The organism is Palleronia abyssalis (genome assembly GCF_900302445.1).
In the GTDB taxonomy this organism is placed as follows: Bacteria; Pseudomonadota; Alphaproteobacteria; order Rhodobacterales; family Rhodobacteraceae; genus Palleronia; species Palleronia abyssalis.
The window spans coordinates 111,606-125,509 of the sequence record NZ_ONZF01000005.1; the positions used below are offsets into that span (position 1 = coordinate 111,606).

At 65.1% G+C, this 13,904-nt stretch carries 17 protein-coding genes; 14 read left to right on the forward strand and 3 right to left on the reverse strand.

The window, feature by feature from the left end:
• The first annotated feature begins 18 nt into the window (after positions 1 to 18).
• The 9 genes from PAA8504_RS12505 to PAA8504_RS12545 all read left to right on the forward strand — a co-directional run bounded on the left by PAA8504_RS12505 (position 19) and on the right by PAA8504_RS12545 (position 6,471).
• The gene (locus tag PAA8504_RS12505; protein ID WP_108894526.1) at positions 19 to 507 is read left to right on the forward strand and encodes a deaminase; all 489 of its coding nucleotides are present in this window, start codon (positions 19 to 21) and stop codon (positions 505 to 507) included.
• 51 nt (positions 508 to 558) lie between these two features.
• Positions 559 to 1,344, forward strand: a complete 786-nt coding sequence (lepB, locus tag PAA8504_RS12510) for a signal peptidase I (protein WP_108894527.1) — start codon at positions 559 to 561, stop codon at positions 1,342 to 1,344.
• The gene (gene rnc / locus PAA8504_RS12515; RefSeq protein ID WP_108894528.1) at positions 1,341 to 2,018 is read left to right on the forward strand and encodes a ribonuclease III; all 678 of its coding nucleotides are present in this window, start codon (positions 1,341 to 1,343) and stop codon (positions 2,016 to 2,018) included. Before lepB ends, rnc begins: the two co-directional genes overlap by 4 nt.
• Positions 2,015 to 2,902 carry a DMT family transporter gene (locus PAA8504_RS12520; RefSeq protein WP_245897619.1) on the forward strand — a complete coding sequence of 296 codons (888 nt, stop codon included), beginning with the start codon at positions 2,015 to 2,017 and terminating at the stop codon, positions 2,900 to 2,902. Before rnc ends, PAA8504_RS12520 begins: the two co-directional genes overlap by 4 nt.
• Positions 2,903 to 2,915: 13 nt before the next feature.
• Positions 2,916 to 3,815, forward strand: a complete 900-nt coding sequence (gene era, locus PAA8504_RS12525) for a GTPase Era (protein WP_108894529.1) — start codon at positions 2,916 to 2,918, stop codon at positions 3,813 to 3,815.
• The gene (locus tag PAA8504_RS12530; protein ID WP_370739691.1) at positions 3,812 to 4,144 is read left to right on the forward strand and encodes a DUF1491 family protein; all 333 of its coding nucleotides are present in this window, start codon (positions 3,812 to 3,814) and stop codon (positions 4,142 to 4,144) included. The genes era and PAA8504_RS12530 overlap by 4 nt, the downstream gene beginning before the upstream one ends.
• Positions 4,145 to 4,226: 82 nt before the next feature.
• On the forward strand, positions 4,227 to 5,438 hold the full coding sequence (locus tag PAA8504_RS12535) for a zinc-dependent alcohol dehydrogenase (protein ID WP_108894531.1): 1,212 nt from the start codon (positions 4,227 to 4,229) through the stop codon (positions 5,436 to 5,438).
• 90 nt (positions 5,439 to 5,528) lie between these two features.
• Complete coding sequence (gene recO, locus PAA8504_RS12540; RefSeq protein WP_108894655.1) at positions 5,529 to 6,251, forward strand: DNA repair protein RecO; 723 nt, start codon at positions 5,529 to 5,531, stop codon at positions 6,249 to 6,251.
• A gap of 40 nt (positions 6,252 to 6,291) precedes the next feature.
• On the forward strand, positions 6,292 to 6,471 hold the full coding sequence (locus tag PAA8504_RS12545; RefSeq protein WP_108894532.1) for a hypothetical protein: 180 nt from the start codon (positions 6,292 to 6,294) through the stop codon (positions 6,469 to 6,471).
• A gap of 32 nt (positions 6,472 to 6,503) precedes the next feature.
• Here PAA8504_RS12545 and PAA8504_RS12550 read toward each other — a convergent pair whose 3' ends face one another.
• Genes PAA8504_RS12550 through PAA8504_RS12560 form a run of 3 tightly spaced genes read right to left on the reverse strand, consistent with a single transcriptional unit; the run spans position 6,504 to position 9,335 of the window.
• Positions 6,504 to 8,783 carry an NADP-dependent malic enzyme gene (locus PAA8504_RS12550; RefSeq protein ID WP_108894533.1) on the reverse strand — a complete coding sequence of 760 codons (2,280 nt, stop codon included), beginning with the start codon at positions 8,781 to 8,783 and terminating at the stop codon, positions 6,504 to 6,506.
• Between the two features lie 51 nt (positions 8,784 to 8,834).
• Positions 8,835 to 9,056, reverse strand: coding sequence for a DUF3072 domain-containing protein (locus tag PAA8504_RS12555; RefSeq protein ID WP_108894534.1), 222 nt, complete (start codon positions 9,054 to 9,056; stop codon positions 8,835 to 8,837).
• 57 nt (positions 9,057 to 9,113) lie between these two features.
• Positions 9,114 to 9,335, reverse strand: a complete 222-nt coding sequence (locus PAA8504_RS12560) for a DUF3072 domain-containing protein (RefSeq protein ID WP_108894535.1) — start codon at positions 9,333 to 9,335, stop codon at positions 9,114 to 9,116.
• Positions 9,336 to 9,429: 94 nt separating this feature from the next.
• Here PAA8504_RS12560 and PAA8504_RS12565 point away from each other — a divergent pair, with 94 nt between their 5' ends.
• The 5 genes from PAA8504_RS12565 to upp are packed head-to-tail and all read left to right on the forward strand — an operon-like array spanning position 9,430 to position 13,904.
• Positions 9,430 to 9,825 (forward strand): cytidine deaminase, encoded by a 396-nt coding sequence (locus tag PAA8504_RS12565; protein WP_108894536.1) that lies wholly within the window; start codon positions 9,430 to 9,432, stop codon positions 9,823 to 9,825.
• Positions 9,822 to 11,129: a thymidine phosphorylase gene (locus PAA8504_RS12570; RefSeq protein ID WP_108894537.1), complete on the forward strand. Its 1,308-nt coding sequence runs from the start codon at positions 9,822 to 9,824 to the stop codon at positions 11,127 to 11,129. The genes PAA8504_RS12565 and PAA8504_RS12570 overlap by 4 nt, the downstream gene beginning before the upstream one ends.
• Positions 11,126 to 12,304 (forward strand): phosphopentomutase, encoded by a 1,179-nt coding sequence (locus PAA8504_RS22510; protein ID WP_108894538.1) that lies wholly within the window; start codon positions 11,126 to 11,128, stop codon positions 12,302 to 12,304. The genes PAA8504_RS12570 and PAA8504_RS22510 overlap by 4 nt, the downstream gene beginning before the upstream one ends.
• A complete protein-coding gene (locus PAA8504_RS12580; RefSeq protein WP_108894539.1) occupies positions 12,301 to 13,275 on the forward strand; it encodes an adenosine deaminase in 975 nt (324 codons plus the stop codon). Before PAA8504_RS22510 ends, PAA8504_RS12580 begins: the two co-directional genes overlap by 4 nt.
• Positions 13,272 to 13,904, forward strand: a complete 633-nt coding sequence (gene upp, locus PAA8504_RS12585; RefSeq protein WP_108894540.1) for a uracil phosphoribosyltransferase — start codon at positions 13,272 to 13,274, stop codon at positions 13,902 to 13,904. The genes PAA8504_RS12580 and upp overlap by 4 nt, the downstream gene beginning before the upstream one ends.

Here is a 13,904-nt window from a genome sequence, read left to right on the forward strand (position 1 = left end):
CGAAAGGACACCCGCCGCATGTCGAACGACCACACGATAGAGCCTACCGAGGCCGAACTTGGCGCGCTGGGCAAGGCGATCCGCCGTGCGCTCGAGATCAGCGAGACTCATGACGACCGCGCGCCCATCGTCGCGGCTTGCCTGATCGACGACGAGGTCGCGGCCTGGGGCGACAACGAGGTCCATGTCGCCAACGACCCCTCGCGCCATGCCGAGATCGTGGCGATGGCCAATGCCTGCGGCGACCGGCCCGAAGGCATCGATGGCGCGTCGGTCGTCACGACGCTTCAACCTTGCGAGATGTGCCTGGGCGCGATGCGCATGGCCGGTGTCACCCGCGTTGTCTTCGCCGCAGGCCGTCCGGCCGTCCGCGATAAGTATTTCGTATATCCGGGCCTCAAGCTCGAGGATTTCGCGGGTTCGGCCGACGGGCCTTTCGGATGGGCGGGACCAGTGATGCAGGATGACGTCCTGCGCCTTTATGCGGACCCCCAGCGCGAGGATTGACACCCGGTTGAGAGCCGACCATCTAGGCGCGGCACCAGCGGGAGAGCGCAATTGTCCAAGGGCGAAAAGGAAGGCGGTATCCTCGAGACCGTCAAGACGGTAGTCTATGCGCTGCTGATCGCGGGGGTCTTCCGTACCTTGTTCTTCCAACCTTTCTGGATTCCCTCGGGCTCGATGAAGGACACGCTTCTGGTCGGCGACTTCCTGTTCGTGAACAAGATGGCTTACGGCTATTCGCAATATTCCTGCCCGTTCTCGATCTGCACCTTCATCGATGGACGGTGGCTGGGGTCCGAGCCTGATCGCGGCGATGTCGTCGTCTTTCGCCACCCCGTCACCGGGTCGGACTTCATCAAGCGCCTGATCGGGATGCCGGGCGACCGCATCCAGGTTCGCGATGGTGTCCTTTACATCAACGATGAGGCCGCACCGCAGCAGGATGCTGGTACTTTCGTCGAGACGTTCGACAAGCAGGGACCCGTCGGCAACCTGCCCCAGTGCGAAAACGCGGGCGTGGCCCTCGGGCAGGACTGCCTGAAGTCGCGCGCCATCGAGACGCTGCCGAACGGGGTCGAACATTCGATCCTGAACGTGCGCAACTCGCGGCTGGACAACACTCCAGTCTATACCGTCCCCGAAGGACACTTCTTCTTCATGGGCGACAACCGCGACAACTCCACCGATAGCCGCGTCAGCCAGAACGCCATGGGCGTCGGCTTCGTGCCGTTCGAGAACCTGATCGGGCGGGCCGACCGGGTGATGTTTTCGTCCGCGGGCCGGTCGATGCTGTTCTTCTGGACATGGCGTCCCGACCGCTTCTTCGAGAAGATCGTGTGAAGCTGTCGGCCGAGCAGACCGCGTTTGCGCGCCGGCTTGGCCATGATTTCGCGCGCCCCGAGCTTCTGGTCCGTGCGCTGACCCACGGCTCCATCGCCAGCGTCACGCGCCCCGACAATCAGCGGCTCGAGTTTCTGGGCGACCGCGTGCTTGGCCTCGTGATGGCCGAGGCGCTGCTGAACGCCGACGCGGATGCGGCCGAGGGGCAACTGGCCCCTCGGTTCAACGCGTTGGTCCGCAAGGAAACTTGCGCCGAAGTCGCCCGCCAGATCGGGCTGGGCGATGTCCTGCGCCTGGGCCGGTCCGAAATGATCTCGGGCGGACGCCGGAAGGAGGCGCTTCTAGGCGACGCGATGGAGGCGGTGATCGCCGCGGTCTATGTCGATGCCGGGTTCGACGCCGCCCGCGCATGCGTCGTGCGTCTATGGGGAGAGCGGACACAGCAGGTCGAGGCGGACGCCCGTGATCCCAAGACCGCGCTTCAGGAATGGGCGCAGGCCCGCAAGCTTCCGCCCCCGGAGTATATCGAGGTGAAGCGCACCGGCCCCGACCACGCCCCCATCTTCACCATCGAGGCGCGGCTGGCGGATGGACAGTCCGAGCAAGCCACTGCGAAGTCGAAGCGCGAGGCCCAGCAAGCCGCCGCGCACGCGCTTCTGGATCGACTGGGGTGAAGGACAATCTGACCGGAAGCGCCCTGATGGTCGCGGCCATGCTGGGCTTCGCAGTAGAGGACGCGCTGTTCAAATCCGCCACTGCGACAGTCTCGCCCGGCCTTGGCACGCTTCTGTTCGGGTCCACCGGCCTGCTGATCTTCGCCACGTTGTCGCGCCTTTCGGCGGAATCCATCTGGCCCCGCGGACTTTTCGAAGGGGCCATGCTGTGGCGGTCGGGGTTCGAACTGACGGGCCGCTTGTTCTTCGCCCTGGCGCTTGCCTTCGCGCCTCTGTCGTTGACCTCGGCCATTTTGCAAGCCGCGCCGCTTGCTGTGACGGCGGGGGCCGCGCTTGTGCTGGGCGAACGGGTCGGGATGTCGCGTTGGGTCGCGATGGCGGTGGGCTTTCTGGGCGTCCTGTTGATTTTGCGGCCATGGGGTGCGGCCTTCACGCCTGCCTTGATCTTTGCCCTTCTGGGCATGATCGGGTTCGCGGGGCGGGACCTTGCCACGCGGGCCAGTTCTCCCACATTGTCATGGCGCCAGCTCGGAACCTCGGGCTTTGCCATGGTGGTGGTCGCGGGCGCTCTCATCACCTTGTTCGAGCCTGCCAGTCAAGGACCCGATCCCCGCGCCGCGGTGCGTTTGATCGCGGCTGGCTGCGTCGGCACGTGCGCCTACACCGCGCTGACCGGGGCGATGCGCACGGGCGAAATTTCCGTGGTTGCTCCGTTCCGCTACTCGCGCCTTCTGTTCGCTTTGGTCCTTGCCTTCCTCCTGTTCGGGGAACGCCCCGACGTGCTGACCCTGCTGGGCTGCGTGTTGATCGTGGGCAGCGGCATCTACACTCTCATCGGTTCTGGTAAAGCGCGGCGTTCTGGCGTATCAGACGGCCGCCCTTGAGAGGATCCCGTCCATGACACGCGCCGGTTTCGTCGCCCTGATCGGAGAGCCCAATGCGGGCAAATCTACGCTTCTGAACCGCATGGTCGGCGCGAAGGTGTCGATCGTGACCCACAAGGTTCAGACCACCCGTGCCCGCATCCGCGGTGTCGCGATGGAGGGTGACGCGCAGATCGTCTTCGTCGACACGCCGGGCCTGTTCAAACCCCGTCGCAGGCTGGACCGCGCGATGGTCGCGGCCGCTTGGGGCGGCGCTGCGGATGCCGATGTCGTGGTGCTTCTGGTCGAAGCACATCGTGGACTGACCGAGGGGGTCGAGGCGATCCTGACCGCGCTGGAAGACCGCGAAGCGAAAGACGTCATCCTGGCCATCAACAAGATCGACCGGGTCGAGGCACCAACCCTGCTGGCCCTGACCAAGAAGTTGAACGACCGCTTTCCCTTTGCCGATACCTTCATGATCTCCGCCGAAAAGGGCCACGGCATTGCAGACCTGCGCAAAGCGCTGGCCGAAAAGCTACCCGAAAGCCCGTGGCTGTATCCCGAGGATCAGATCGCCGATCTGCCGATGCGCATGATCGCCGCCGAGATCACGCGCGAGAAGCTGACCCTGCGCCTGCACCAGGAACTGCCCTATCAGCTGACGGTCGAGACCGAGTCATGGGAAGAGCGGAAAGACGGCTCGGCCCGGATCGACCAGATCATCTATGTGATCCGCGACGGTCACAAGGGCATCGTGCTGGGCAACAAGGGCGAGACGATCAAGGCCATCGGCAAGGCCGCCCGCGAGGAACTGACCGAGCTGCTGGGGCGTCCCGCCCACCTGTTCCTTCAGGTCAAGGTCCGCCCCGGCTGGCTGGACGAGGCCGAGCGCTATTCCGAGATCGGCCTCGACTGGTCCGACGGCGCCTGATGGCCCGCCTTGCCACCTGTATCTGGGTTTCGGCCTATCTTCATCGCCTCGCGCAAGAGAATATCCCGGCCTACGTCACATCTCGCGGCGACGACACCGCCGGGGCGGTTTTCGTGAAATGCGCTACGCTCGACGGGCAGGCCCGGGTGATGGCGCGGCAATACGATTTCGACGCCGACGCCCGCCTCTGGACCGAATGGACCAGCGGCACGGAAGGGGATGTGGACGCCGCGATCACCTCCGAGCGCGGCCGCGACCCGGACCTGTGGGTGATCGAACTGGAATCGCGCGAGGGTCGGACACTTCTGGAAGACCCGTCCCTGGCTTAAGCCATCCCATCTCGCGGGAACGGTTGGCGGCGTCGGGAATTGACCCGTCGTGTAAACAGTTAACCTTTTCAGGAGGCCAGCCATGAAAGCGGTCGTATTTCATGACGTGGGCGACATCCGTCTCGATGATGTGCCCGATCCCCAAATCCAGGAACCCACCGACGCGGTGATCCGCATCACCTCGTCTGCGATCTGCGGGACGGATCTGCACATGGTAAGGGGGACTTTTGCCGGTATGAAGCCTGGCACCATCCTTGGGCACGAGGCCGTGGGCATCGTGGAAGAACTTGGCGACAAGGTACGCAATTTCGAGGTCGGGGACCGCGTTGTGGTCTGTTCGACCATCGCCTGCGGATCGTGCTCCTACTGCCGAGCGGGCTACTATTCGCAATGCGACAACGCCAACCCCAACGGCAAGCGGGCGGGAACCTCGTTCTTCGGGGGCCCAGAACCGACCGGACCGTTTGACGGGCTTCAGGCCGAAAAGGCCCGCATCCCCTTCGCCCATACGACGTTGGTCAAGCTGCCGGACGAGGTCAGCGACGATCAGGCGATCCTGATCTCCGACATTTTCCCGACCGCGCATTTCGGTGCTGACGCGGCGGAGATCGTGGAAGGCGACAGCGTCGCGATCTTTGGCGCAGGACCCGTGGGATTATTCGCGATCATCTCGGCCCGCCTGATGGGCGCCGGCCGCATTTTCATGGTGGATGAACGCGACGACAGGCTGGCTATGGCGCGTAAACTTGGCGCCGAAGTCATCAATTTCTCGAAGGAAGATCCGGTCGAGACAATCGTGGAGATGACCGGAGGTATCGGGGTCGATCGGGTGATCGACGCGGTCGGCGTCGATGCGCAGCACGCCCATGGCGGGCCCGCGCAAGACGAAGCCGAACAGAAATCGGATAAGTTCGACCAGCAGGTTGATACAGTGGCCCCCGAACAGAACGTGCAGGGTGACCTCTGGAAACCCGGTGATGCGCCCAGTCAGGCGCTGGAATGGTCCGTTCAGGCGCTGGCCAAGGCGGGTACGCTATCCATCATTGGGGTCTATCCCCCGACCATGCAGAACTTCCCCATCGGCATGGCCATGAACAAGAACCTGACCATCAAGATGGGCAACTGTCCGCACCGCCGGTACGTCCCGTACCTGGTCGATCTGGTTCGCTCGGGCACCGTCGATCCCGTCCAGGTGCTGTCCCATGTCGAGCCCGTCGAGAATGCCATCGACGCGTTCGAGACGTTCGACAAGCGCAAGCCCGGCTGGGTGAAAGTCGAACTGGAAACCGCCTGACCTATCGGTAGGCGCCACCTGCGACAACGGCGGGGGCTTTCCCCTCGCCGCCGCGACCGTCATATCTGTTTCATCGAGGGGACAGACATGATCGAATGGCGTGAGGAGGGCATGGTTCTGTCGGTCCGCCGTCACGGCGAGAATGACGCCATTCTCGAAGCCCTGACGCACGATCACGGGCGGCACGCTGGTGTCGTGCGGGGCGGGGGTGGACGGCGTCTGGCCCCGCTGATGCAGCCCGGCGCGCAATTGTCCTTCACTTGGCGCGCCCGGATCGCGGATCATCTGGGTCACTTCGCGGTCGAGCCTGTGCGATCCCGTGCGGCGGTTCTTTCGGACGGCCTCGCGCTGGCGGGGCTAAGCTCGATGACGTCACTTCTTTCCTTCGCCTTGCCGGAACGAGAGGCGCAACCCGGGCTTTACGAGGCGACCCTAACGGTGGCCGACCTGATGGAGGCAGATTCCCTCTGGCCGCTGGCCTACCTGCGATGGGAGATGGGGCTGCTCGACCGGTTGGGTTTCGGGCTGGATCTGACGCGATGCGCGATCAGCGGGACGCGCGATGACTTGGCTTATGTCTCGCCGAAATCGGGCCGCGCCGTGGCCCGCGATGCCGCCGGGGAATGGGCTGACCGCCTATTGCCGCTGCCATTGTGCATGATGGGACAGGGGCCTGCGACGATCCCCGAGATCGTGCAGGGCCTGCGCATCACCGGCCATTTCCTGGAAAACCGCCTTGCCCCATCCCTGGGCGACCGGCCACTGCCGGTCGCACGCGAAAGGCTGGTGGGCCGCTTGTCGCGCATTGGCTGAAACCGACGCGGTTCTGGTCGCAAACGGAGCAGATCACCCGATGAGCGCGGCGCATCCTTCGCTGATGATGGACAATGCGCCCGTCATTCTGCGGAAAGACCATGCCCATGGGCGACAAGAACCCAAAGAAGAAACCGAAATCCCCGAAGCCCGCGCCAAAAGCCGAAATAGAGCCTTTGGCGCCGCTCAAGCCGGCGAAAGGCGGCAAACGCTAGGCTGAAGATCGCCGCGCCTGCCGTTCCGGCGCGGCGGTCACCCGTAATGGGCGACCGGGGTTCCTGCGATGGCGCTCATGTTCAGAAGTCCGCGCGCAGTGATCGAGGTCGTGACAATATGCGCCCGGTTCCCCAGCCCCATCAGGATCGGTCCGACCTCCAGCCCGTTCGCCTTCATCTTCAGGATGTTGCGTACGCCTGACGCGGCATCGGTGTTCGCGAAGATCAGGACGTTCGCCGCTCCGGACATGCGCGAGTTGGGGAAGATGCGGGCCCGGACATCCTCGTCCAGGGCTGCGTCCGCGTGCATCTCCCCTTCGTAAACAAAATCGCGCGGCGCGCTGTCCAGGATCTCCAGCGCCGCGCGCATCCGGATCCCGGTATCGCAATCGAAATTGCCGAATTGCGAATGCGAACACAGCGCGACCTTCGGCATGATACCGAACCGCTTGACGTGGCGGGCCGCGCCGATCGCCGTTTCGGCAATCTGTTCGGGCGTCGGCTGCGGGTTCACGTGCGTATCGGCAACGAAAAGCGGCCCGTCTTCGAGGATCATCAGCGACAGCGCGGCGATGGGTTGGCGCCCCTCGGTCGCCAACACCTGCGTGATGTAGTTCAGGTGCCAAAGATACTGCCCGAACGTGCCGCAGATCAGGCTGTCGGCCTCGCCTCTATGTACCATGATCGCGCCGATCGCGGTGGTGTTAGTGCGCATGATCGCCTTGGCGATGTCGGGCGTCACGCCGCGCCTTTGCATGATCTCGTGGTAGGTGGTCCAGTAATCGCGATATCTGGGGTCGCCTTCGGGATTCACCAGGTCGAAATCCCTATCAGGACGGATCGACAGGCCCGCGCGTTCGGCGCGCTGGGCGATCACGTCCGGACGGCCGATCAGGATGGGGCGATCGGTCGTCTCTTCCAGCATCGCGTGGGCAGCGCGCAGGACCCGCTCGTCCTCGCCCTCTGCAAAGACGATCCGGCGCTGTGCCGTTGCCGCCGCTTCGAAAACAGGGCGCATCAGAAAGGCCGAACGGAAGACGCTTGCATCCAGCTTGCGTTTGTAAACGTCGAGGTCCGCGATGGGCCGTTCGGCCACGCCCGATTCCATCGCGGCCCGTGCGACGGCGGACGCGACGACGCCCATCAGGCGGGGGTCGAAGGGCTTGGGGATCAGGTAATCCGCCCCGAAGCTCAGCTGTTCGCCCTGATAGGCCGCGGCCGCTTCGGCACTCGTGGTCTTGCGGGCCAGTTCGGCGATGCCTTCGACGCAGGCGATCTTCATCTCGTCGTTGATCGTCGTGGCACCAACATCCAAAGCCCCGCGGAAGATGAACGGAAAACATAGGACGTTGTTGACCTGATTGGGGAAATCCGACCGCCCCGTTGCAATCAACGCGCCGGGCGCGACCTCGCGGGCGGCGTCGGGATCGATCTCGGGCGAGGGGTTGGCGAGGGCGAAGATGATCGGACGGTCCCGCATCCTGGCGACCATCTCGGGCTTCATGACGTTCGGCCCCGACAATCCCAGAAACAAGTCGGCCCCGTCGATGACGTCGCCCAACGTGCGCGGTCCACCCGGCTGCGCATAGGCCGCCTTCTGTTCGGTCATCGACGTTTCGCGTCCCTCGTGAACCAACCCGTCCAGATCGCACAGCCAGACATTCTCGCGCTTGACCCCCAGCTTCAGTAGCATGTCGAGGCAGGCGATGCCGGCCGCCCCGCCCCCGGTCGAGACGACCTTGATCTCCTCGAACGTCTTGCCGGCCACGCGCAGGGCGTTGGTCGCCGCGGCGCCGACGACGATGGCGGTGCCGTGCTGGTCGTCGTGGAACACCGGGATGTTCATGCGCTCGCGGCAGATCCGCTCGACCACGAAACAGTCGGGCGCCTTGATGTCCTCAAGGTTGATCGCCCCGAAAGTCGGCTCCAGCGCGCAGACGATCTCGGCCAGCTTCTCGGGGTCGGACTGGTCCAGCTCGATATCGAAGCAGTCGATATTGGCGAACTTCTTGAAGAGGACCGCCTTGCCCTCCATCACCGGCTTCGACGCAAGCGCGCCGATGTCGCCCAGGCCCAGGACGGCCGTTCCGTTCGTTACTACCGCGACTAGGTTGCCTCGCGCGGTATAGTCTCGGGTCGTGCGCGGGTCCGACACGATCTCGCGACAGGCCTCGGCCACGCCCGGGGAATAGGCCCGCGCCAGATCGCGTCCGTTCGCCAATGGCTTGGTCGCCCGGATCTCGAGCTTCCCGGGCGTCGGTTCGCGATGGTAGGCGAGGGACGCCTCGCGCAGGGCGGTCTGTTTGTCGTCGGTCATGGCGTATCCTCCCGAAAGCGCGGCGTCAGCTTTCGGGGATACGCCAAGGGGTCAACCCCTGCCAGTCCGTTCCTGCAGAGCGTCGATCAGTTTCGAGGCTTCGGCCTTCGTCAGGTCAGGATTGAAGTCCTCGCCGCATTCTTCGCACAGCGTCTTGAGGTAGGACGCCTGCGCACCTGTCATATCTTCGTCGCCGGTGGTCCACTCCTCGACCGGCTTGTCGGCGTTCGAGGGGGCTTCGGTTTTCGGATGCTGCATCGGATCGTCTGCCATGGTGTCACCTGTTCCGGTTACGTTCCGTGACGAACACCGGGGCAAAGCACCAGTTCCCTAGGCTTTCTCCAATGCGGCAATCCGCGCATCCGCTTGTTCCCGGGTCAGCGTCGTATCGAACGCTTCATCGTGTTTTTCGCAAAGGTCGCGCAGCCTTGCCGCCTGAACCTCGGTCATCGGTTCGTCGGCGTCGGTGTTTTCATCGTGAACGACGGCGCCGGCGACGGGAAACGACGCCGTGCCTGTCTTCTTGTCGGCGGGAAAATCATCGTCTGACATGGTGGGCCTCCGTTGGGTTTACATAGGGAAATGCCGCGGGGTCGGTCGGGGTTCCCGCTTGCCAAAGGGCGGGTCAGGGCGCACGATAAGAGGCATGGAAGACCTTATTGCTGCCGCCGCCGCCGTGCGTGAAAACGCCCACGCCCCCTATTCCGGCTTCAAGGTCGGCGCCGCCTTGGTGACGCCCGAGGGGCAGGTCTTTGCCGGGTGTAATGTGGAAAACGTCGCCTATCCCGAAGGCACCTGCGCCGAGGCGGGCGCCATCGCCGCGATGATCGCGGGCGGGGCGACGCGGATCGCTGGCATTGCCGTGATCGCCGACAGCACGTCGCCCGTGCCGCCTTGTGGCGGCTGCCGGCAGAAGATCGCCGAATTCGCTGATGCCGACGTTACGGTGACCATGGCGACGGTGGGGGGAGAGCGGAAAGACGTCTCGGTCCGCGACCTGCTGCCCGGGGCCTTCGTTGCCGGGCATATGGGGCAGGTTTGACGACCCGCGCCCTGCTGAGCGACCTTCGTGCAGGGCACGTGCCGGACCCGGACATGCTGGCCCGGTTCGCGCAAGAGGTTGCAGACGGCACGGTCAGCGCCGGGCAACTGGGCGCCTTCGCGATGGCGGTCTGCATGGGCCCCGGCCTGGGGGAGGCCGGGCGCGTCGCGCTGACCAACGGGATGGCCCGCAGCGGACGCCACCTGTCCTGGGACCTTGGCGGACCGATCCTGGACAAGCATTCCACGGGCGGCGTCGGCGACCCGGTCAGCCTTGTCCTTGCGCCCATGCTGGCGGCGGCGGGGGCCTATGTCCCGATGATCTCGGGCCGGGGTCTGGGGCATACGGGCGGAACTCTGGACAAGCTGGAGGCCATTCCGGGCGTGTCGTGCGATCTGGACACCGATACCTTCCGATCCGTGGTGCGCGAGACGGGGGCGGCCATCGTCGCGGCGACGAGTGACATCGCGCCCGCCGACCGCCGACTCTATGCTGTCCGGGATGTGACCTCGACGGTGGATCAGATCGACCTGATCACCGCCTCGATCCTGTCGAAAAAGCTGGCCGCGGGGCTGGATGCGCTTGTCTTGGACGTGAAGGCCGGATCGGGAGCCTTCATGACAGACATCGCGGCCGCACGAGAGCTGGCCCGAGCGCTGGTCACGACCGCGAACGGGGCGGGGTGTCGGACGGCCGCGCTGGTCACCGCGATGGACGAACCCCTGGCCCCGTCATGCGGCAATGCTCTGGAGATCATTGCAGTCATGGAGGTTCTGACCGGCGTCGCCGCCGACGCCCGCTTACGGGAAGTGACATTGGCCTTGGGCGGAACCCTGATGCGGATCGGGGGCCTAGCCGGCGACGATGCCGAAGGCGCGGCCCGGTTGGCCCAAACCTTGGATGACGGCAGCGCGGCCGAGCGGTTCGGCCGGATGATCGCGGCGATGGGGGGGCCGGTGGACTTCGCCGCAAGGTGGAAGGATCGGCTTCCCGCGGCACCTGTGGTACGGACGGTCGCCAGCGAAGCGACCGGAACGCTTGCCGCCATTGACGGGACCGCGCTGGGCCTTGCGGTCGTCGCGTTGGGCGGCGGTCGGGCGCGGGAAGACGATACCATCGACCCGTCCGTGGGTCTTAGCCAGATCGCCCGCATCGGCACCGCGTTGGACCCTGGCACCCCGCTGTGCCGGATCCATGCCGCCAGTGACGCGGATGCGGATGCCGCCGAAGCCGCCGTTCGCAAGGCGTTGCACGTGGGGGACGCGCCAAGCCTCAAACCCCTGATACTGGAGCGTCTGCCATGAGCCGCGCGTTTCTCGTCGTCCTCGACTCGGTCGGGATAGGCGGCGCACCGGACGCCGCCGATTTCGGGGATGAAGGCGCCAACACGGTCGGCCACATTGCAGAGGCGCTGGATGGGGGCGACACCCCGCTTCGGCTTCCGAACCTCGACCGGCTGGGACTGGGGCGTGCGTTGCAGCTTGCCTCGGGTTTGGCGGCGCCAGGACTGGGGGTCGCACCCGAAGGCTACTGGGGCGCTGCGACCGAAGTCTCGCCGGGAAAGGACACCCCCTCGGGGCATTGGGAGCTGGCCGGTCTTCCGGTGCCGTGGGACTGGACCTATTTCCCGCACGACGATCCGTGCTTTCCCGAGGACCTTGTCGCGCGCGTCTGCCAGCTTGCGGGTACGGACGGCATCCTGGGAAACCGGCACGCCAGCGGCACCAACATCATTGAGGACGAGGGCGAAGCGCATCTTCAAACCGGATGGCCGATCTGCTATACCTCGACCGACAGCGTCTTCCAGATCGCCGCCCACGAAGAGGCGTTCGGGCTGGACCGCTTGCTGAAGCTGTGCGCCGATCTTGCCCCGGAGTTGCACGAACAAAAGGTCGGGCGCGTCATCGCCCGCCCCTTCGTCGGTACCGCGGACGCCGGCTGGACGCGGACGAAGAACCGGCAGGACTTCGCCATCGCGCCGCCCGCACCCACGCTGTGCGACTGGGTCAAGGATACGGGCGGGATGGTGCATTCAGTGGGCAAGATCTGCGACATCTTCTCGATGCAGGGGATCGACACAAAGGTGAAGGGCAGCGACTCCGATTTGCTCGATGCTTTGCTGGGCCATATCGAGACGGCCGGGGATGGCACGCTGACCTTCGCGAATTTCGTCGAGTTCGACAGCCTGTATGGCCACCGCCGCGACGTGACCGGCTATGCGCGGCATCTGGAATGGTTCGACGGGGCTCTGCCGTCAATCCTGGACCGGATGCGGTCGGACGACCTTCTGGTGATCACGGCCGACCACGGGAACGACCCGACCTGGCGCGGCACCGACCACACGCGCGAGCGTACGCCGGTCCTTGTGGCGGGGCGCGGCGCGGGAGAGATCGGTCATGTCGCATTCGCCGACGTGGCGGCGAGCATCGCGCAGCATCTTGGTGCGCAGAACAACGGACCGGGAAGGAGCTTCCTGTGAAGGACCTGCCAAAAGTCGAACTTCACCTGCACCTCGAAGGCGCAGCACCCCCGTCCTTCGTGCGCGGCCTCGCCGCCGAGAAAGGCCACGACCTGTCGGGCATCTTCGCCGAGGACGGAAGCTATCGCTATAATGGATTTCTCGAGTTCCTGAAGGTCTACGAAGCCGCGACCGAGGTCCTGCAAACGCCCGAGGATTTCGGCCGTCTGACGAAAGAGGTCCTGCATCGCTCGGCCGAGCATGGGGTGATCTATACCGAGGCATTCCTGTCCCCCGATTTCTGCGGGGGTCGCGATGTCGGCGCATGGCGCGAGTATCTGGCCGCCATCCAAGAGGCCGCGCAGGACGCCAAACGCGATGCGGGGATCGAGATGCGGGGCATCATAACCTGCATCCGCCATTTCGGCCCCGACAAGGCGAAGGAGACGGCACGCTGTGCGGCCGAGACCGCGGGCGATTTTGTCACCGGCTTCGGCATGGGCGGGGATGAAGGAAAAGGGCGGCAGGGCGATTTCGCCTACGCCTTCGACATGGCGCGCGAGTCCGGGCTGCGCCTGACGACGCATGCGGGCGAATGGGGCGGTCCGCAGTCCATCCGCGATGCGCTGGACGATCTGCGCGTCGAACGGATCGGCCACGGCGTGCGCGCGATCGAGGATCCCGCGCTGGTCGACCGCCTCGCCGAGGACGGCATCGTGCTGGAGGTCTGCCCGGGGTCCAACGTCTCGCTGGGGATCTACCAGTGGAAGTCGCATCCCATCGCCAAGCTGCGCGACAAGGGCGTTCCGGTCACGATCTCGACCGACGATCCGCCGTTCTTTCACACCACGATGACCGGCGAGTACGAGCATCTGTCCCATGTTCACGACTGGGACGAAGGCGTATTTCGAGACATCGCCCGGGTTGCCGCCCGCGCCGCGTTCTGCGACGAGGCCACGCGAACCGCGCTTCTGGAAAGGATCGACGCATGAGCCAGCATCTGACCGTCGTTCAGCACCCCCTGATCCAGCACAAGCTGACGATCATGCGGTGCAGCGACACCTCGACCGCGGTGTTCCGCCAGCTTCTGCGCGAGATCAGCCAGCTTCTGGCCTACGAGATGACGCGCGACCTGCCCATGACCTCGACCGTGATCGATACACCGGTGGCCGAGATGGAGGCGCCGACGCTTGCGGGCCGAAAGCTTGCGCTGATCTCGATCCTGCGGGCGGGCAACGGGCTTCTGGACGGGATGCTCGATCTGATCCCCTCGGCCCGGGTCGGGTTCGTCGGGCTGTACCGGGATGAAGAGACGCTGAAGCCCGTGCAGTATTATTTCAAGGTTCCCGCAGCGCTGGACAAGCGGGTGGTGATCGCCGTTGATCCGATGCTGGCCACTGGCAACTCATCGGCCGCAGCCGTCGACCTGCTGAAAGAGGCCGGGGCCAAGGATATACGGTTCCTGTGCCTTCTGGCCGCGCCGGAAGGCGTCGCCCGGATGAAGGAGGCGCACCCTGATGTGCCCGTCGTCACAGCCGCGCTGGACGAGCGTCTGAACGAACTAGGGTATATCGTGCCGGGATTGGGCGATGCGGGCGACCGGATGTTCGGGACGAAGTAA

Coding starts and splice junctions, on each gene's coding strand:
- PAA8504_RS12555 (WP_108894534.1), bottom strand. CDS start 9,056: ATGGCAGACGATCCGATGCAGCATCCGAAAACCGAAGCCCCCTCGAAC.
- PAA8504_RS12550 (WP_108894533.1), bottom strand. CDS start 8,783: ATGACCGACGACAAACAGACCGCCCTGCGCGAGGCGTCCCTCGCCTAC.
- upp (WP_108894540.1), top strand. CDS start 13,272: ATGAGCCAGCATCTGACCGTCGTTCAGCACCCCCTGATCCAGCACAAG.
- PAA8504_RS12545 (WP_108894532.1), top strand. CDS start 6,292: ATGAGCGCGGCGCATCCTTCGCTGATGATGGACAATGCGCCCGTCATT.
- era (WP_108894529.1), top strand. CDS start 2,916: ATGACACGCGCCGGTTTCGTCGCCCTGATCGGAGAGCCCAATGCGGGC.
- PAA8504_RS22510 (WP_108894538.1), top strand. CDS start 11,126: ATGAGCCGCGCGTTTCTCGTCGTCCTCGACTCGGTCGGGATAGGCGGC.
- PAA8504_RS12505 (WP_108894526.1), top strand. CDS start 19: ATGTCGAACGACCACACGATAGAGCCTACCGAGGCCGAACTTGGCGCG.
- PAA8504_RS12565 (WP_108894536.1), top strand. CDS start 9,430: ATGGAAGACCTTATTGCTGCCGCCGCCGCCGTGCGTGAAAACGCCCAC.
- PAA8504_RS12535 (WP_108894531.1), top strand. CDS start 4,227: ATGAAAGCGGTCGTATTTCATGACGTGGGCGACATCCGTCTCGATGAT.
- PAA8504_RS12560 (WP_108894535.1), bottom strand. CDS start 9,335: ATGTCAGACGATGATTTTCCCGCCGACAAGAAGACAGGCACGGCGTCG.